We start from the raw sequence: 17,197 nt of genomic DNA, 5'->3' as shown, positions 1-17,197 counted from the left end.
GGAGGAGCCCTCGCGCATGTCCGCCCATCGGCAGATGGCAGGACGGCGGGCTCCCGGCGAGGCTCTTCCTGTAACCAAACAGCCCTTGGAACACGGGAGTTCGCCATGAAGAACCGCAGAAGCGCCCTCATCCTCGCCGGAACCGCCGCCGCGCTCGTGGCCTGCCTGGTCGCGGCGGCCCCCGCCCCGGCCGCCCCCGCCGCCCCGGCCACCCCGGCTGCGCAGGCCGCGCCGAAGCCCGCCTCCGTGCAGGGGGGCGGCACGATCTTCTTCCCCTACTCCGCCAAGGACGACATCCGCTTCACGGTCGACGCCGTGTCGACCCCGTGGACCAGGCCGTTCCCGGCCCCGGGAGGCGAGAAGGGCCTGCCGACGGACGCGCGGGGCCGGGTGACCATCTCCCACTACTTCACGGAGTCCGGCTTCACCGCCACCGCCGAGGCCGAGGTGGACTGCCTGGTCACGGGCGGCAAGACCGCCACCCTCACCGCCGTGGTCACGACCTCCAACGTCGGCTGGGACGGCAAGCGGATCGGCATCAGCGTCCAGGACGGCCAGCGCGGCGAGCCGGACCGCGTCGGGTTCTCCTGGGGCGTCGCCAACGTCGACGTGAAGCCGGACGGCACGGTCGCCGAGGGCACGGTGGGCACCTGCATGGCCCCGGCCCCCTTCACGGAGGTCACCAAGGGCAGCTACAAGATCACGCCCGCTCCGCTGGCCCCGCAACCGAAGTCGTAGTCACGACGTCGGAGACAGCAGGTACCGGGCCTCAACGGGGGTGGCCCGGTACCCCGTCGTCCGCGCGGCGACGACCTCGGCGATGCTCAGCCCGTACACCCGGCGCAGCAGCGCGATCGGCACCCCGTCGGGCCCGCCGACCGGCAGGTGGACCGCGCCCTCCCGGGCCACGATGCGCTCCCGGACCCGCGGCGGCGGTACGCCCCGGCCGTCGTCGCAGGCGTAGACCTCGTACCGCGGGCAGTGCTCGAACCCCGCCCAGTGCAGCTCGCCGTCCCGGATGAACTGCCAGTCCTCCTGGACGCACTCCTCGCACGGCTCGCAGTGAAAGGTCGCGTACACCTGCTGTTCGGCCATCCGGGCAGGATGCGGTACCGGGGCGTCCCGCGCATCCGGATAACGTCTGGGGCATGACGCAGACGCACCTCCGCACCGAACGCGCCGTGCGCGTGGTCGCCCATCGCGGGGCCTCCCACGAGCACCCCGAGCACACCCTGGCCGCCTACCGGCAGGCCATCGCCGACGGGGCCGACGCGCTGGAGTGCGATGTGCGGCTCACCGCCGATCAGCGGCTGGTGTGCGTGCACGACCGGCGCGTCGAGCGGACCTCCGACGGGCGCGGGGTCGTGTCCGAGATGACGTACGAGGAGCTGCGCGCCCTCGACTTCGGCGGGTGGAAGGGCGAGGAGCACCGCGGGGCCCGGGTGCTGCTCTTCGAGGACCTGCTCCGGGAGGCGCTGGCCGCGCCCCGGCCGGTCGGGCTGGCCGTCGAGACCAAGCACCCGACGCGAGCGGGCGGCCGGCTGGAGGCCGAACTGGTGCGGATGCTCCGGGAGTACGGGCTGGCCGACGGGGCGAGCGGCCGCGTCGAGGTGATGAGCTTCTCGCGGAGCGCGCTGACCCGGCTGCACCGGCTCGCGCCCGGCCTGCCCGCCGTCTACCTGATGGAGCGGCGGCTGCGCCCGGTACGTCCGCCGTACGCGACGCACGCGGGCCCGGGCATCGACCTCGTGCGCCGGGACCCGGGGCTGGTGGCCCGGCTGAAGGCCAAGGGGCTCTCCGTACGGGTGTGGACCGTGGACGAGCCGGAGGACGTGGAGCTGTGCCTGCGCCTCGGCGTCGACACGCTGATCACCAACCGGCCGCGGGAGGTACGCAAGCTGCTGCGCGACATGTGACACCCGGCCGGGGTGCGCCGGCCGGGCGTGGGGGGTCGTACGGGCGGATCGGGGCGGGGTCAGACGAAGCGCTGGTTGGCGGAACCGTTGCAGGTCTGCAGGCGCAGCGGTTCGTGGGCGGCGGCCACCGTCAGGCACATGCCCGGGGCGGCGGCGGGGCTGAGGGTGGCGCCGTCGCGGACGAACTGCTGGTTCGCGCCGCCGTGGCAGTTCCAGATGATCAGGCCGGTGCCGGAGCCGTAGGTGGCGCCCGGAGCGTCGAGGCAGCGGTCCTGGGTCAGCTCGATGTGGACGGACTTGCGGGTGGCGTCGTACCACCAGCTCTGGTTCCGGCCGCCGTGGCAGTCCCAGCCCACGATCTTCGTCTCGTTGGCGCTGGAGCCGCCGAAGGAGTCGAGGCAGTTGCCGGTCGCCTCGTTCTTCAGGGGCTTGAACTTGTCGTCCCAGGCCCCGGCCTGCAGGACGGGCGTCCCGGTGCTCGCGGGGTCGGCGCAGGAGGCCTCGCGCAGGCCCGAGCTGTAGAGCTGGGTCAGACAGGACGCGAAGGCGCCGTGGCCCCGGTAGTTGGGGTGGAAGAACTGGCGGGCGGTGTTCTCGTCCCACGGGAAGTGGTCCCCGAGGTCCAGGTAGAGCCCGCGGGCCCAGGTGTCCTCCATGCACACCTCGTGCCCGTGGAAGAGCCGCGAGTTGTCCAGGTAGGTGGCGCCGGAGGCGAGGGCCGCCGCACGCATGCCCTTCTCGAAGGTGGGCACCGCGTAGTTGCGGCCCCAGGTGGCGTCGGAGTCGTAGCCGGCGCAGCCGCCGGGCAGCTTGCCGGGGAAGTTCGGGTTGTCGTAGAAGTCGGGCCCGATGGGGCTGGGGTAGCCCATCACGACCAGCTTGTAGTCGGAGTCGGCGTAACCGGCGTCGCGCATGACCGTCTTGAGGTCCGCGACCGTGGCCTCCACCTTGGGCTTCAGCCCGTCGACGCGCCCCTGCCAGCCGGGCCCGTACTTGGGCTCGCAGGTGCCCTGGCTGAGCACCCAGCGGGTCACGCAGTCGGTCATGACCGGGCCGAACTGCAGGTCGTCGTTGGCCCCGGCGACCAGCAGGACCATCTTGATCTTCGTGTTGCGGGCCTTGATGGCCAGGCTGTCGCTCTGCACCAGCTCGTCGGCGTACTGCTTGCTGCCGCCGATCCTGATGTTGCCCGTGTAGCCGCCGGAGCAGGCGACGTTGAAGGTGAGGTCGGCCGGGATGCCGGTGCGGTGGATCGCCGAGTCGGGCGAGCGGTGGCACTGGTTGCTCGGCGTGTTGGTCGCCGGGTCGTAGTTGCCGACGCCCTCGCCCGATATCTCGCTGTCGCCCAGCGAGATCAGGCCGGTCTTGCGCTCGTTCAGCGGGCGGACGGCGGCGTCGCCGTAGATCTTGACGGCCTCCGCGGCGCGGATCGCCTCCAGCTCGGGCGGGAGGGGGGTGACGGCCCCTGCGGGGGTCGCCGCCTGGGCCATGGGGGTGATGGCGGTGACGCCGCCCAGGGCGGCCGCGATCGCCGCGACGGCGGCGAAGGTAGATCTGAGCATGGGTCTCGTACGTGCACGTGCCATGAACGCCTCCCCGGATGTCAGTGTTACCCACGGTATTTACTGGCCGGTAGGGGAGTTGGGAACACTTCGAACAAGACAATTGCTCAAGTTTTTGAGGAGGCCGGGAAAATGACCGAACATCAGCAGGCCGACGCGTTCCGGATCGAGCACGACTCCATGGGCGACGTACGGGTGCCCCTGCACGCCAAGTGGCGCGCCCAGACCCAGCGCGCGGTGGAGAACTTCCCCATGTCCGGGCAGCGGTTGGAACGCGCCCACATCGAGGCCCTCGCCCGCATCAAGGCCGCGGCCGCCGCGGTGAACGCGCGGCTGGGCGTCGTCGACCGGGACGTCGCCGACGCGATCCGGTCCGCCGCCGCCGAGGTCGCGGACGGCCGCTGGGACGACCACTTCCCCGTGGACGTCTTCCAGACCGGCTCCGGGACCTCGTCCAACATGAACACGAACGAAGTGATCGCCACCCTCGCCACCGAGCGGCTCGGCCGGGAGGTGCACCCCAACGACCACGTCAACGCCTCGCAGAGCTCCAACGACGTCTTTCCGTCGTCCATCCACATCGCCGCCACCGCCTCCGTCACCGGCGAGCTGATCCCGGCCCTGGAGCACCTCGCCGCCGCGCTGGAGCGCAAGGCGGCCGAGTTCGCCCAGGTGGTCAAGGCCGGGCGGACCCACCTGATGGACGCCACACCCGTCACCCTGGGCCAGGAGTTCGGCGGGTACGCGGCCCAGATCCGCTACGGCGTCGAGCGGCTGCGCGCGGCCCTCCCCCGCCTCGCCGAACTGCCGCTGGGCGGCACCGCGGTGGGCACCGGGATCAACACCCCGGCCGGATTCTCCGCCGCCGTGATCACCGAGGTGGCGGCCGCCACCGGGCTGCCGCTCACCGAGGCCCGCGACCACTTCGAGGCCCAGGGGGCACGGGACGCGCTGGTGGAGACCTCCGGGATGCTCCGTACGGTCGCCGTCTCGCTCACCAAGATCTCCAACGACCTGCGCTGGATGGCCTCCGGGCCGCGCACCGGTTTGGCCGAAATCAATCTCCCGGATCTCCAGCCCGGCTCCTCGATCATGCCCGGGAAGGTCAATCCGGTGGTCCCGGAAGCCGTCCTGATGGTCGCCGCACAGGTCATGGGGAACGACGCGACCGTCGCGGTGGCGGGCGCGGCCGGCAACTTCGAGCTCAACGTGATGCTCCCGGTGATGGCCAGGAACCTCCTCGAATCGATCCGGCTGCTCGGCAGCGCGAGCCGCCTGCTGGCCGACCGCACGGTGGACGGGATCACCGCCAACGAGGCGCGGGCCAGGGAATACGCCGAGTCCTCGCCCTCCGTGGTGACCCCGCTCAACCGCTACATCGGCTACGAGGAGGCCGCCAAGGTGGCCAAGCGGTCCCTCGCCGAGCGGAAGACGATCAGGGAGGTCGTCCTGGAGTCCGGCTACGTGGAGCGCGGCGCCCTCACCCTGGAGCAGCTCGACGAGGCCCTGGACGTGCTGCGCATGACGCACCCGTGACCGGGCGGACCCGGCCCCCGGGCGGGGGCCGGATCCGGTCGATTCCCGTCCGCCAACCCCCCAGTGACCTGCACCGCAGCGGGGGCGCGGGCCCCCGCCCTAAGATCTCCGCATGACAGGTACCTTCAAGCCCGGGAGCGGCTCGGCGCAGGGCGCGCCGCAGGGCCCCGCGCAGGGCATGCGCTGGGCGCCCGGGGAGCAGATCCTCTGGCGCTACCGCGACCACGCCCCGGGGCTGAAGGGCCCGGTGCACATCTGCCGCCCGGTGACGGTGGTTCAGGACGCGGACGAGCTGCTGGCCGTCTGGATGGCCCCGGGCACCGAGTGCGTCAAGCCGGTCCTGGCCGACGGCACCCCCGTCCACGAGGAACCGCTCGCCACCCGCTACACCGCGCCGCGGACGACCGTGCGCTCGCGCTGGTTCGGCGGCGGGGTGCTGAAGCTGGCCCGGCCCGGGGACCCGTGGTCGGTGTGGCTGTTCTGGGGACACGGCTGGCGGTTCAAGAACTGGTACGTGAACCTGGAGGAGCCGCGGTCGCGGTGGGCCGGCGGGGTGGATTCCGTGGACCACTTCCTCGACATCGCCGTCTACCCGGACCGCAGCTGGAAGTGGCTGGACGAGGACGAGTTCGCCCAGGCGCAGCGGTCCGGCCTGATGGACCGGGAGCAGGCGCTGCGGGTCCGGCACGCCGGTCGCGCGGCGGTCGAGGTGATCAAGGAATGGGGAGCTCCGTTCTCCGACGGCTGGCAGGACTGGCGGCCGGATCCCGCCTGGAGAATTCCGGCCCTTCCGGAGGACTGGGACCGGGCCCCGGCGCATATGACCTCATGAGACCCTTGATGCGCCCCCGGGGTTCAAACGTAGGATCGTGCTCCGTGAGGTAGCGCGGGACGGTGCGTTCGGGCCGTGCATGCACAAGTGTCGTACCGCACGCGGAACCTGACGGGAGGTCGACGCGGGGCGAGAGGCAAAGAGGAACCTCGGGGCGATGGTGCCCGGGCCGCTGAGCGGGTATACCGCGACTGACCGAGTTGAGTGCAGCGCACATCGAGCGCAAACGGACGGAATTCCACGCGTGACGGAGTACCCCACCTCCCAGGAGGGCCCGCAGCCCGTCGCCTCCGGCGGAGGTACGGACGACGCCGGCCACGGCAAGGCGCCCATCGCCGCCGAGGCCGTACGCACGCATGCGCCGAGCGCCGGCTCCGGCCATGCCGCAGAACCGGGCAGCGGCGCGGCCGCGGCGGCTTCCGACGCGCGCTCGGCCCGCTCCGCGGCGGGCGCGGCCGGGTCCGCCGGACTCCCCCGGCCCCGCCGCAAGGCTCCCGCGCCGGGCGAGTCCCGCGGCCCGGCCGCCTCGGACCCGGTTCAGGGCCAAGGCCAGGACGGCGTCCGGCTGCGGGACGGCGCGGCCGCCCGCAACGCCGCGGGCGCCACCGCCGGGCACGGCGACCCCTCCGAGCCGCCCCGCCCGCGCGGTGACGGCCTCGACCCCGGCAACGCCGGGCAGCGGACCGCGGACGGCGGGGCCGCCCGTCACCCGGCCTCGCCGGGGACCGACGCCGCGGCCGGTGGGGACGAGAGCGCCGGGCAGAACAGCGGGTACCGCGCCGGAGGCGAACGCCACGGCGGCGGAACCGCCATACCGGTCGCAGGCGCCGGAGAGGCGACCGCCGCGCGCCGCGAAGGGGACCGGCTGCGTTTCGTGGGCGCCGCCACCCGGCGGATCGCCCGCGGCATCGACCTCGACGAGATCGTGCTCGGCCTGTGCCGGGCCACCGTGCCCACCTTCTCGGACGCCATCCTCGTCTACCTGCGCGATCCGCTCCCGGTCGGCGACGAGCGGCCCGTCGGCCCGGTCGTCTTAAGGCTCCGGCGCACCGACCGGCTCCGGCCGATCGACGACCTGACGGACATCAGCAGCACCATCGGGGCGGGGATGGACCTCGCCGGGGCCGCGGGGGCCGCCGGCGAGCTCGACTTCAGCCAGCTGCCGCTGGTCGGCCCGCAGGGTGACCTGCCGGCGGCCGAGCTGTGCGAGATCCGGCCCGGCGGCGCGCTCGCCGAGGTGCTGCGCGGCGTACGGCCCGTCTTCGGGTCCTCCGCCGCCGCCCGGGCCGCGCTGCCCGAACTGCTCGGCGTGGACCATCCGCTGCCGCGCGGCAACCGGGCCGTGCTCGCGCCCCTGCGCGGCCGCCGACGGGTGATCGGCGCCGCCGTCTTCCTGCGCAGCCCGGAGCGGCCCGCCTTCGAGCAGAACGACCTCCTGGTCGCCGCCCAGCTGGCCACCCACACCGCGCTGGGCATCGACAAGGCCGTCCTGTACGGCCGTGAGGCGTACATCGCCGACGAGCTGCAGCGCACGATGCTGCCCGACAGCCTCCCGCAGCCCACCGGGGTGCGCCTGGCCTCCCGCTACCTGCCCGCCGCCGAGACGGCGCGGGTCGGCGGCGACTGGTACGACGCCATACCGCTGCCCGGCAGCCGGGTCGCGCTCGTCGTGGGCGACGTCATGGGCCACTCCATGACCTCCGCCGCGATCATGGGCCAGCTCCGGACCACGGCGCAGACCCTCGCGCAGCTGGACCTGCCGCCCGCCGAGGTCCTGCACCACCTGGACGAGCAGGCGCAGCGCCTGGGCTCCGACCGCATGGCCACCTGCCTGTACGCCGTCTACGATCCGGTCGCGCACCGGATCACCATCGCCAATGCCGGCCACCCGCCGCCGGTGCTGCTGCACCTGGGCGGCCGCGCCGAGGTGCTCCGCGTACCGCCCGGCGCGCCCATCGGCGTCGGCGGCGTGGACTTCGAGGCCGTGGAGCTGGACGCGCCCGCCGGGGCCACCCTGCTCCTCTACACCGACGGCCTGGTGGAGTCGCGCCTGCGGGACGTGTGGACCGGCATCGAGCAGCTGCGCGAGCGGCTGGCCACCACCGCCCAGCTGACCGGCCTGGACCACCCGCCGCCGCTGGAGGCCCTGTGCGACGACGTGCTGGACATGCTCGGTCCGGGCGACCGGGACGACGACATCGCGCTGCTCGCGGCCCGTTTCGACGGGATCGCGCCCAGTGACGTCGCGTACTGGTTCCTGGACCCGGAGGAGACCGCTCCGGGGCGGGCCCGCCGGTTCGCCCGCCGCGCGCTGACCCGATGGGGCCTGGAGGAGCTGAGCGACTCGCTGGAGCTGCTGGTCAGCGAGGTGGTCACCAATGCCGTCCGGTACGCGGAGCGGCCCGTGACGCTGCGCCTGCTGCGTACGGACGTGCTGCGCTGCGAGGTCGGCGACGACTCCCCGCAGCTGCCCCGCCAGCGCCGGGCGCGGGACACCGACGAGGGCGGCCGCGGCCTGTTCCTGGTCAACCGGCTGGCCCGCCGCTGGGGTGCGACCCGTCTGAGCAGCGGAAAGGTGGTCTGGTTCGAGCTCCCCTTGCCGGGGGCACAGGAGCGGCGTTGACCGGGTAGCGAACCGACCCCGACCCCTGCAGGGGAGGACGCTCGTGACCCAGGATGCGCAGAAGACTCCCCGCACGACGAACAACGCGGGGATCCCGGTGGAGAGCGACGAGCACTCGCTCACCCTGAGCCCCGACGGCCCCATCCTGCTCCAGGACCACTACTGGGGACAGGTCGACAGGGGCATCGGCGACCGGATCTCGGCGGCGGTGTCGGGCCCCTGAGGCCCGCGGGAGCCGGAGCCCCTGCGAAAAAACCGCCGCCCCGCAGCGTGAAGGCTGCGGGGCGGCGGTCTGTCAGCGTTCCTCGTTCCCGCCGAAGATCGGCGGGTCCGGCGGCTTGGGACCGCCGGTCTTGGTCGGCGTGGTCGTCGGCGTCGCCGTGGGCGACGTCGTCGCGGTCGGGCCGGTCTTCGTCGGCGTGGGGCTCACCGGCGTCGTCGGGGACTGCGCCGGGCTGCTGCTGGACGCCGGCGGGCTGGAGGACTGGCTCGTCGTGGGCGACGGCGAGGTGCTGCGGGACGGCGCCTGCGTGGGACCCATCTCCGCGTCCGACGTGTCGAACTTGTCCGTGTCCACGCCCTTGAGCGCGGCGAGCGTGTACGCCTTCCAGATCGAGGCGGGGAAGCTGGAACCGCCCGCGCGTCCCAGGCCGGCGGTGCCGGTCAGGGTGACCTGGGTGTGGCTGCCCGGCTCCTCGCCGAACATCGCGACGACGGTGACCAGCTCGGGCGTGTAGCCGGTGAACCAGCCGGAGAAGTTCGACTCACTGGTACCGGTCTTGCCGGCCGCCTCGTAGGAGCTGCTCCTGACCTTGTTGCCGGAGCCGCCCTCGTCGTTGACCACGCCCTGGAGCACCTTGGTGACGGTGTCGGCGGTCTTGCGGCTGATGGCCTGGCTGCCGATGGCCTGCTGGGGGGTGAACTCGCGTTCCTTGTGAGCGGCGCTCTTGATGATCGTCGGCGTGACCTTCTTGCCGTGGTTGTCGAAGCTGGCGTAGACGCCGGCCATCTCCACGGTGCTCGCGGTCATCGTGCCGAGCGCCATGGCCGGCCTGTCCTCGGGCCAGCCCTCGCGGTCCACCATGCCGAGCGCCAGGGCCGTCTTCTTCACGTTGGGCGGCTTCACGTCCACGATCATCTGGGCGTAGACGGAGTTCACCGAGAAGTCGGTGGCCTCCTGGACCGTCATCATCGGGTCGCCGTAGTTCTTGTTGTCCTGGTTCTGCGGGTTGAACGGGATCTTGCTGCCGACGACCTGGCGCTTGCTGGTGCCGTCGTAGAGCGAGTTCGGCGTGATCGGCTTGCCGTCCTGGGTCTTCGACCCGTTCTCCAGGGCGGAGGCGAGCACGACCGGCTTGAAGGTCGAGCCCGGCTGGTAGTCCTTGCGCAGGGCGTTGCTCTCGGACTTCTCCGTCAGGCCCTGACCGCCGTACATGGCGACGATCGCACCGGTCTTGGCGTCCACGGAGGTCGCGCCGGCCTGGACGCTCTGGTCCTGGGGCCTGCCCTTGGTGTCCTTGCGGTCGAGCTTGGACTCCAGCTCGTCGTCGACGGCCTTCTCCAGCGCCGCCTGCTTCGCCTTGTCGACGTTGAGCGTGACGGTCCAGCCGCCGGCCGCGATCTGGGCGTCGGTGATGTTCTGCTTGTTCAGCTCGTCGTTGGCGGCCTGGACCAGGTAGCCCTTCTGGCCGTCCATGCCTGGGCGGGGCTTGGGCTTGATCGGCGGCGGGAGGGCCATGGTCTTGCGCTTGGCCGGGTCCAGCTTGCCCATCTCGACCATGTTGTCGAGGACGGCGTTGAAGCGGATGTTGACCAGCCGCGTGCCGTTCGGGCCGGCCGTCGCCAGGTCGTACTGGCTGGGGGCCTGGATGACGGCGGCGAGGTAGGCGCCCTGCTCCAGGGTGAGCTTGTCGGAGTCGACCCCGTAGAAGGCCTGGGCCGCGGCCTGGATGCCGTACGCGTTGCGGCCGTAGAAGTTCGTGTTCAGGTAGCCGACGAGGACGTCGTCCTTCTCCATGCGCTGGTCGACCTTGAGGGAGATCACCAGCTCCCGGAGCTTGCGCGTCGCCGACTGGTCCTGCGTCAGGTAGTAGTTCTTGACGTACTGCTGGGTGATCGTCGAACCACCGGCCTTGCCCTTGCCGGTGGCCGTGTTGAACAGGCCCCGGGCCACGCCCATCACGTCGATGCCGCGGTCCGTGTAGAAGGACTTGTTCTCGATGGCGATGAACGCGGTGCGGACGTCCTCGGGGATCTTGTCGATCGGCACGATCTCGCGGTTCGTGTCACCGGTGCGGGCCATGATCGAGCCGTCGGAGTACCGGTAGGTGTTGCTCTGGAGCGTGGCCTGCTTGTTCGGGTCGGTGGGTTCGTTCACCGAGAAGTAGAGGATGATCGCCGCGGCCATGAGGAGCAGGATCATCCCGAGGAACGTCCCGAGGATCTTCTTCCACGTGAAGAAGCGACGTATGCCGGTGCGTTTGCCGGCGCCGCCCTTGTCCTTGGCGCCGTTGGCGCGTCTGCTCGGCGCACGCCCCGCACCGCGCTGCTGCGCCTTACGCACTTCTGCTCGGCCCATCGCTCCCGCTCCGCTCGATTTCCCCCCCGACGTCAGCTCAGAAAGCTAACACCGCAGGCTGTGACAAAGGTTGGCCAACCATGACCAATACCGGTCAATTCGGACGTGAGAATCAGCACCCACGTCACTGGAACCGACGCTCACCTAAGCCGAAGGGTTGCCGCAACGCAAAAAAGTGATATCAATTTGCTAGACGGTCCGAGCGGCCGCGACCAGAGAAACGGGGCAAAAGATGACGAACCAAATCGCCACACCGGACGGGGTACGGGAGTTCACCGCGCGCAGCGTGGGCGGCGGTCTGGCCCTACTCCTCGGTCTGGCAGGCCTGTTGGCGGGCGGAGGCCTCATCGCGGCGGGTGCGGTGGCGACGGCCGTCGCGGCCAAGGCGGCGCTGATCGCCGTCGGCGTCCTCACGATCCTCGGCTCCGTGATAGCGATGAGCGGCCTGAACACGGTGGCGCCGGGCGAGGCCCGGGTCGTGCAGCTCTTCGGCCGCTACCGGGGCACGATCCGCACCGACGGACTGCGCTGGGTCAACCCGCTCACCTCGCGCGAGAAGATCTCCACCCGGGTGCGCAACCACGAGACGGCCGTCCTGAAGGTCAACGACGCCTACGGCAACCCGATCGAGCTGGCGGCGGTCGTGGTGTGGCGGGTCGAGGACACCGCGCGGGCCACCTTCGAGGTCGAGGACTTCACGGAGTTCGTCGAGACCCAGACCGAGGCGGCGGTCCGGCACATCGCGATCGAGTACCCGTACGACTCGCACGACGAGGGCGGCCTGTCGCTGCGCGGGAACGCCGAGGAGATCACCGAGAAGCTGGCGGTCGAATTGCACGCGCGCGTCGAGGCGGCCGGCGTGCACATCATCGAGTCCCGCTTCACGCATCTCGCGTACGCTCCGGAGATCGCCTCCGCGATGCTCCAGCGCCAGCAGGCGGGCGCGGTCGTGGCGGCACGCAAGCAGATCGTGGAAGGTGCGGTGGGCATGGTCGAGCTGGCCCTGACCCGCCTGGCCGAGGAGGAGATCGTGGAACTGGACCCGGAGCGCAAGGCCGCCATGGTCTCGAACCTGATGGTCGTCCTCTGCGGTGACCGCGCGGCCCAGCCGGTGGTCAACACGGGAACCCTCTACCAGTGACCCCCGGCGGCGAGCAGAGCCCGTCGGCGGGCCGGCAGGCGCGCAAGCAGGTGCTGCTGCGGCTCGATCCGCAGGTGTACGAGGCGCTGGCCCGCTGGGCCGGCGAGGAGCTGCGCAGCGCGAACGCCCAGATCGAGTTCCTGCTCCGCCGCGCCCTCGCCGAGGCCGGCCGCCTCCCCTCCAGCCCCGGCCCCATCCCCCGCCGGGGCCGCCCCCCGAAGTCCGCGGACTGACCGGGTCCAGGGGCCGGACCGCGCACGGCGCGGTCCGGCCCCCGCTTTCCCTCCATCTATACACTGTGCGTATACACACCGTGTAGAGTCGCGGGCGTGTCCATCGGTCACACGCTCCTGGGCCTCCTCGAGGCCGGCCCGCGCCACGGTTACGACCTCAAGCGGGCCTTCGACGAGAAATTCGGCCACGACCGCCCCCTCGCCTACGGGCAGGTCTACTCGACCATGTCCCGCCTCCTGAAGAACGGCCTCGTCCAGGTCGACGGCATAGAGAGCGGCGGCGGGCCCGAACGCAAGCGGTACGCCATCACCGACGCCGGGATCACCGACGTCGAGGCCTGGCTCTCCCAGCCCGAGAAGCCCGAGCCCTACCTCCACTCGACCCTCTACACCAAGGTCGTCCTCGCCCTGCTCACCGGCCGCCGCGCCGACGAGCTGCTGGACACCCAGCGCGCCGAGCACCTGCGCCTCATGCGCATCCTCACCCAGCGCAAGCGCAAGGGCGACATCGCCGACCAGCTCGTCTGCGACCACGCCCTCTTCCACCTCGAGGCGGACCTGCGGTGGCTGGAGCTCACCGCGGCCCGCCTCGACCAGCTCGCGCGGGAGGTCCGCCGATGATGACCCCGGCCGGTTCCCTCCTCGCCGCGACGGACCTGCGCAAGGCGTTCGGAACCACCACGGCCCTCGACGGCGCCGAGTTCTCCATCCACCCCGGCGAGGTCGTCGCCGTCATGGGCCCCTCCGGCTCCGGCAAGTCGACGCTGCTGCACTGCCTCGCGGGCATCGTCCCTCCCGACTCCGGCTCCATCACCTACGCCGGACGCGAGCTCACCTCCATGAGCGATGCCGAGCGCAGCGAGCTGCGGCGCACCGAGTTCGGCTTCGTCTTCCAGTTCGGGCAGCTCGTACCGGAGCTGACCTGCGTGGAGAACGTCGCCCTCCCGCTGCGCCTGACCGGCGTCAAGCGCAAGGAGGCCGAACGCACCGCCCTGCACTGGATGGAGCAGCTCCAGGTGGAGGACCTCGGGGCCAAACGGCCCGGCGAGATATCCGGCGGCCAGGGGCAGCGCGTGGCCGTCGCCCGCGCCCTGGTCACCCGCCCGCGGGTGATCTTCGCCGACGAGCCCACCGGAGCCCTCTACTCCCTCAACGGCGAACTCGTCATGCAGCTGCTCACGGAGGCCGCCCGGTCCGCGAACGCCGCCGTCGTGCTCGTCACGCACGAGACCCGCGTGGCGGCCTACTCCGACCGTGAGATCGTCGTGCGCGACGGGAAGTCCCGCGACATGGAGCGGATCGTATGAGCCGGCTCCAGGTCTGGGCCCGCGATCTCGGCATGGGCACCCGCTTCGCCTTCGGCGGCGGCCGCGAGGGATGGATCCGCACCCTGCTCACCGGTGTCGGTGTCGGTCTCGGCGTCGCCCTGCTGCTGATCAGCACCGCGATCCCCGGCGCCCTCGCCCAGCGGTACGAGCGCGGCGACGCACGGTCGACGTTGAACTCCGAGCGAGCCGACGCCCCCGGGCCCGACACCCTGCTGATCGCCCGCATCGGCCAGACGTACCACCACAAGGACATCGACGGGCACATGATCCGGGCCGAGGGACCGGACGCCCCGCTGCCGCCCGGCCTGAAACGGATCCCCGGCCCGGGCGAGATGGCCCTCTCCCCCGCCCTCGACGCGTTGCTGAAGTCCTCCGACGGCGCCCTGCTGCGCGAGCGGCTCGACGCGCGGGTCAGCGAGATCGTCGGCGCCCCGGGGCTGGTAGGCCCCGGCGAACTGCTCTTCTACCTGGGCAGCGACACCCTCCGGAAGAACGGTCCCGAGGACTACCGCGTCCAGCGCGTCACCGGCTTCGGCCACGACGCGGACCGCGAGGGCCTCGACCCCGTGCTCATGCTGGTGGCCGTCCTGACGTTCGTCGCCCTGCTGATGCCCGTCGCCGTGTTCATCGCCACCGCCGTCCGCTTCGGCGGGGAGCGGCGCGACCGGCGGCTCGCCGCCCTGCGGCTGGTCGGCGCCGACAGCAGGATGGTGCGCCGGATCGCGGCCGGCGAGGCGCTGGCCGGCTCTCTGGTCGGACTGGTGCTGGGCACCGGCTTCTTCGCCGTCGGCCGCTCCCTGGTCGGCAGCGTCAGCCTCCGGCAGCGCAGCGTCTTCCCCGCCGACCTCGACCCGGCGCCCTGGCTCGCCGTCCTGGTCGCCCTCGCGGTGCCCGCGGCGGCGGTGGCCGTGACCCTGTTCGCGCTGCGCGGTGTGGTCATCGAGCCGCTGGGCGTCGTCCGCACGGCCAAGCCCTCCCGGCGCCGCATCTGGTGGCGGCTGCTGCTCCCGCTGGTCGGGATCGGCCTGCTCGTGCCCATGGGCGGCCGCGGCAACGACCACGGCAGGTTCAACCAGTGGCAGGTCACCGGAGGCGTGGTGCTGCTGCTGGTCGGGATCACCGTGCTGCTCCCCTGGCTGCTCGAACGTTTCGTCGCGAAGATGTCCGGCGGCCCGGTCTCCTGGCAGCTGGCCGTGCGCCGGCTCCAGGTCAACAGCGGCGCCGCCGCCCGCCTCGTCAACGGCATCGCCGTGGCCGTCGCGGGCGCCATCGCCCTCCAGATGCTCTTCGCGGGCGTCGAGGGGGACTACACCAAGTCGACCGGCCAGGATCCCGGCAGGGCCGCCGTCGCGGTCATGGTGAACCGCGATGCGCAGACGCCCATGGACGAGCTCGCGCAGCGGATCTCCGCCGTGCAGGGCGTCACCCGCGCCGTCCCGCTGACCTCCGCGCAGGCCGCCCCCCAGGTGCCCGCGGCGGAGGAGACGGTCCAGGTGACCATCGGCACCTGCGACGCGCTCGGCGAGGTCGCGACACTCGACTCCTGCAAGGACGGCGACACCTTCGTCGTGACCGGCTCCCGCTCGCAGGACGTCTACGGGGCCACGGCGAAACCCGGCGACGAGCTGTTCGTCGGCGACGTCAGGGGGTACGGGTCCGGGCCGGCCGACAGGCCCGGTCCGCCGAAGTGGAAGGTCCCGGCGGACGCCCGCACGGTCCCCAGCCGGGAGGACCCCACCGGGCAGCTGCGCGGCGGCCTGCTGGTGACCCCGTCGGCCGCGCCGAAGGAGATCGGCGCGTTCCCGGACGCGCGGATCTTCGTCCAGGTCGACGAGTCCGGTCCGGACGCCCTGGACCGGGCGCGCAACGCCGTCTTCAAGGCGGACCCGCTCGTCACGGCGATGACGCTGCGGCACAGCACGGAAGCCGCCGGCTACTCCTCGATCCGCACCGGGCTGTTCTTCGGCGCCACCGCCGTACTGGTCCTGATCGGCGGAAGCCTGCTCGTCTCCCAGCTGGAGCAGTTGCGCGAGCGCCGGCGGCTGCTCTCCTCCCTGGTCGCCTTCGGCACCAAGCGCTCCACGCTGAGCCTGTCGGTGCTGTGGCAGACGGCCGTGCCGATCGTGCTGGGCCTGGTGCTGGCGGCCGGAGCGGGCGTGGGGCTGGGCGCCGTCCTGATGAGCATGGCCGCCACGCCGGTCCGGATCGACTGGGCCTCGGTGCTCGGGATGACGGCCGCCGGCGCGGGCGTGGTGGTCGTGGTGGTCGTGGTGACCCTGCTCAGCCTGCCGCCGCTGCTGCGGCTGATGCGCCCGGACGGCCTGCGCACGGAGTGACCCCCGTACGCCCCTGACCCCGTACGCCCGTTCCCGGTGACGCCTGCGGCTCCCCCCTAGTCGGTCGGCCACACCGGGAGCGGGCGTACGGCTTCGCGCAGCGCGGCGGCGATCGTCCGGAACTCCTCCTGGCGGGCGGTCCCGGTGCGCATGGCCAGGGCGATCCGCCGCGAGGGCGCGGGCTCGGCGAAGTACCCGGTGGACAGGTACTCGTTGCGGGCGGTCTCCAGGCGCAGCGCGGTGCGCGGCAGCAGCGTCACTCCCAGCCCCCCGGCGACGAGCTGGACGAGGGTGGAGAGCCCCGCGGCGGTCGTCGTCACGTCCGCCCCGGTGGTGCGCCCCGCCTCCCGGCAGATGTCGAGGGCCTGGTCCCGCAGGCAGTGCCCTTCGTCCAGCAACAGCAGCCGCAGTCCCCGCAGTTCCTCCAGCGGGATGTCCCGGCGCCCGGCCAGGGCGTGTTCCCTGGGCGCGAGCAGGACGAAGTCCTCGTCGAACACGGGAAGTTCGGTGACCCCGGGGACCCCCAGCGGCACCGCCAGCAGGAGCAGGTCCAGGCGTCCGGTGGCCAGCCCCTCCAGCAGGGTGGCGGTCTGCTCCTCGTGCACCTGGAGGTCCATCCGGGGGTAGCGCCGGTGGAAGAGCCCGAGCACGGTCGGCAGCAGGTACGGGGCGACCGTCGGGATCACCCCGAACCGCAGGATCCCGGTGAAGGGGGCCCGTACCGCCTCGGCCTCCTCCAGCAGCCCGCCCATCGCGTCGAGCACCACCTGCGCCCGGACCGCGATCCGCTCGCCCGCCGGGGAGAGCAGCACCTTGCGGGTGGTGCGCTCCAGCAGCTGCACACCGAGGGCCTCCTCCAGCGCGGAGACGGCCCCGGAGAGCGCAGGCTGGCTCATCCCGATGGCCGCGGCCGCGTCCCGGAAGTGCAGGTGCTCGGCGACGGCCGCGAAGGCGCGCAACTGTGCGAGGGTCGGCTGCTTCGCTCCCCTATTACCCACGGCCACTGATAGGTACCTCCGATCACCAGCCACAAGACTAGCTATTTCCGCAATCAATGCAGGTGTGTCAGCATGTGAGATACGTCCAACCTCATCGGAAAACCCCCAAAAGGG

Annotated in this window: 15 protein-coding genes; 11 read left to right on the top strand and 4 right to left on the bottom strand. The window is 72.1% G+C overall.

Translation table 11 applies throughout. From position 1 onward, the window contains the following. Nucleotides 1-105: 105 nt before the first annotated feature. Nucleotides 106-738: a hypothetical protein gene (locus OG332_RS28225; RefSeq protein ID WP_327416092.1), complete on the top strand. Its 633-nt coding sequence runs from the start codon at nucleotides 106-108 to the stop codon at nucleotides 736-738. Here the strand turns inward: OG332_RS28225 and OG332_RS28220 are convergent, their stop codons facing one another. Next, nucleotides 739-1,095, bottom strand: a complete 357-nt coding sequence (locus tag OG332_RS28220) for a hypothetical protein (protein WP_327416091.1) — start codon at nucleotides 1,093-1,095, stop codon at nucleotides 739-741. Nucleotides 1,096-1,148: 53 nt separating this feature from the next. On the opposite strand from OG332_RS28220, the gene OG332_RS28215 reads away from it, so the two are divergent. Then, nucleotides 1,149-1,916, top strand: coding sequence for a glycerophosphodiester phosphodiesterase (locus OG332_RS28215; RefSeq protein ID WP_327416090.1), 768 nt, complete (start codon nucleotides 1,149-1,151; stop codon nucleotides 1,914-1,916). A 59-nt stretch (nucleotides 1,917-1,975) separates the two neighbouring features. Here the strand turns inward: OG332_RS28215 and OG332_RS28210 are convergent, their stop codons facing one another. Beyond that, nucleotides 1,976-3,502 (bottom strand): ricin-type beta-trefoil lectin domain protein, encoded by a 1,527-nt coding sequence (locus tag OG332_RS28210; protein ID WP_327416089.1) that lies wholly within the window; start codon nucleotides 3,500-3,502, stop codon nucleotides 1,976-1,978. Nucleotides 3,503-3,610: 108 nt separating this feature from the next. Here OG332_RS28210 and OG332_RS28205 point away from each other — a divergent pair, with 108 nt between their 5' ends. From OG332_RS28205 to OG332_RS28190, 4 genes are all read left to right on the top strand, one after another. Further along, nucleotides 3,611-5,014 (top strand): class II fumarate hydratase, encoded by a 1,404-nt coding sequence (locus OG332_RS28205; RefSeq protein WP_327416088.1) that lies wholly within the window; start codon nucleotides 3,611-3,613, stop codon nucleotides 5,012-5,014. Between the two features lie 178 nt (nucleotides 5,015-5,192). After that, nucleotides 5,193-5,846: a cytidylyl-2-hydroxypropylphosphonate hydrolase gene (fomD, locus tag OG332_RS28200; RefSeq protein WP_327419392.1), complete on the top strand. Its 654-nt coding sequence runs from the start codon at nucleotides 5,193-5,195 to the stop codon at nucleotides 5,844-5,846. Between the two features lie 565 nt (nucleotides 5,847-6,411). After that, nucleotides 6,412-8,469, top strand: a complete 2,058-nt coding sequence (locus tag OG332_RS28195; RefSeq protein ID WP_442816378.1) for a SpoIIE family protein phosphatase — start codon at nucleotides 6,412-6,414, stop codon at nucleotides 8,467-8,469. A gap of 43 nt (nucleotides 8,470-8,512) precedes the next feature. Continuing rightward, nucleotides 8,513-8,692, top strand: a complete 180-nt coding sequence (locus OG332_RS28190) for a hypothetical protein (RefSeq protein WP_327419585.1) — start codon at nucleotides 8,513-8,515, stop codon at nucleotides 8,690-8,692. Between the two features lie 72 nt (nucleotides 8,693-8,764). Here the strand turns inward: OG332_RS28190 and OG332_RS28185 are convergent, their stop codons facing one another. Beyond that, entirely contained in the window at nucleotides 8,765-11,047 is a 2,283-nt protein-coding gene (locus tag OG332_RS28185; protein ID WP_327416086.1) for a transglycosylase domain-containing protein, read from the bottom strand. Nucleotides 11,048-11,279: 232 nt separating this feature from the next. Here OG332_RS28185 and OG332_RS28180 point away from each other — a divergent pair, with 232 nt between their 5' ends. The 5 genes from OG332_RS28180 (at nucleotide 11,280) to OG332_RS28160 (ending at nucleotide 16,085) form a co-directional block, all read left to right on the top strand. Beyond that, nucleotides 11,280-12,188, top strand: coding sequence for an SPFH domain-containing protein (locus OG332_RS28180; RefSeq protein ID WP_327416085.1), 909 nt, complete (start codon nucleotides 11,280-11,282; stop codon nucleotides 12,186-12,188). After that, the gene (locus tag OG332_RS28175) at nucleotides 12,185-12,421 is read left to right on the top strand and encodes a hypothetical protein (RefSeq protein WP_327416084.1); all 237 of its coding nucleotides are present in this window, start codon (nucleotides 12,185-12,187) and stop codon (nucleotides 12,419-12,421) included. The genes OG332_RS28180 and OG332_RS28175 overlap by 4 nt, the downstream gene beginning before the upstream one ends. 96 nt (nucleotides 12,422-12,517) lie before the next feature. After that, nucleotides 12,518-13,042 carry a PadR family transcriptional regulator gene (locus tag OG332_RS28170; protein ID WP_327416083.1) on the top strand — a complete coding sequence of 175 codons (525 nt, stop codon included), beginning with the start codon at nucleotides 12,518-12,520 and terminating at the stop codon, nucleotides 13,040-13,042. Continuing rightward, nucleotides 13,039-13,728 carry an ABC transporter ATP-binding protein gene (locus OG332_RS28165; RefSeq protein WP_327416082.1) on the top strand — a complete coding sequence of 230 codons (690 nt, stop codon included), beginning with the start codon at nucleotides 13,039-13,041 and terminating at the stop codon, nucleotides 13,726-13,728. Before OG332_RS28170 ends, OG332_RS28165 begins: the two co-directional genes overlap by 4 nt. Then, nucleotides 13,725-16,085 carry an FtsX-like permease family protein gene (locus tag OG332_RS28160; RefSeq protein ID WP_327416081.1) on the top strand — a complete coding sequence of 787 codons (2,361 nt, stop codon included), beginning with the start codon at nucleotides 13,725-13,727 and terminating at the stop codon, nucleotides 16,083-16,085. Before OG332_RS28165 ends, OG332_RS28160 begins: the two co-directional genes overlap by 4 nt. Nucleotides 16,086-16,141: 56 nt before the next feature. On the opposite strand, the gene OG332_RS28155 is transcribed toward OG332_RS28160, so the two are convergent. After that, nucleotides 16,142-17,089: a hydrogen peroxide-inducible genes activator gene (locus tag OG332_RS28155; protein ID WP_327416080.1), complete on the bottom strand. Its 948-nt coding sequence runs from the start codon at nucleotides 17,087-17,089 to the stop codon at nucleotides 16,142-16,144. Nucleotides 17,090-17,197: the final 108 nt, after the last annotated feature.

It is taken from the genome of Streptomyces sp. NBC_01233, assembly GCF_035989305.1.
Classification (GTDB): Bacteria; Actinomycetota; Actinomycetes; order Streptomycetales; family Streptomycetaceae; genus Streptomyces.
This window is presented reverse-complemented; position numbering and strand designations above follow the sequence as displayed.

What these genes read in the sequence shown, in the direction of transcription:
- OG332_RS28220 (WP_327416091.1), bottom strand. Translation starts at nt 1,095, where the DNA reads ATGGCCGAACAGCAGGTGTACGCGACCTTTCACTGCGAGCCGTGCGAG.
- OG332_RS28215 (WP_327416090.1), top strand. Translation starts at nt 1,149, where the DNA reads ATGACGCAGACGCACCTCCGCACCGAACGCGCCGTGCGCGTGGTCGCC.
- OG332_RS28185 (WP_327416086.1), bottom strand. Translation starts at nt 11,047, where the DNA reads ATGGGCCGAGCAGAAGTGCGTAAGGCGCAGCAGCGCGGTGCGGGGCGT.
- fomD (WP_327419392.1), top strand. Translation starts at nt 5,193, where the DNA reads ATGCGCTGGGCGCCCGGGGAGCAGATCCTCTGGCGCTACCGCGACCAC.
- OG332_RS28225 (WP_327416092.1), top strand. Translation starts at nt 106, where the DNA reads ATGAAGAACCGCAGAAGCGCCCTCATCCTCGCCGGAACCGCCGCCGCG.
- OG332_RS28180 (WP_327416085.1), top strand. Translation starts at nt 11,280, where the DNA reads ATGACGAACCAAATCGCCACACCGGACGGGGTACGGGAGTTCACCGCG.
- OG332_RS28205 (WP_327416088.1), top strand. Translation starts at nt 3,611, where the DNA reads ATGACCGAACATCAGCAGGCCGACGCGTTCCGGATCGAGCACGACTCC.
- OG332_RS28165 (WP_327416082.1), top strand. Translation starts at nt 13,039, where the DNA reads ATGATGACCCCGGCCGGTTCCCTCCTCGCCGCGACGGACCTGCGCAAG.
- OG332_RS28160 (WP_327416081.1), top strand. Translation starts at nt 13,725, where the DNA reads ATGAGCCGGCTCCAGGTCTGGGCCCGCGATCTCGGCATGGGCACCCGC.
- OG332_RS28210 (WP_327416089.1), bottom strand. Translation starts at nt 3,502, where the DNA reads ATGGCACGTGCACGTACGAGACCCATGCTCAGATCTACCTTCGCCGCC.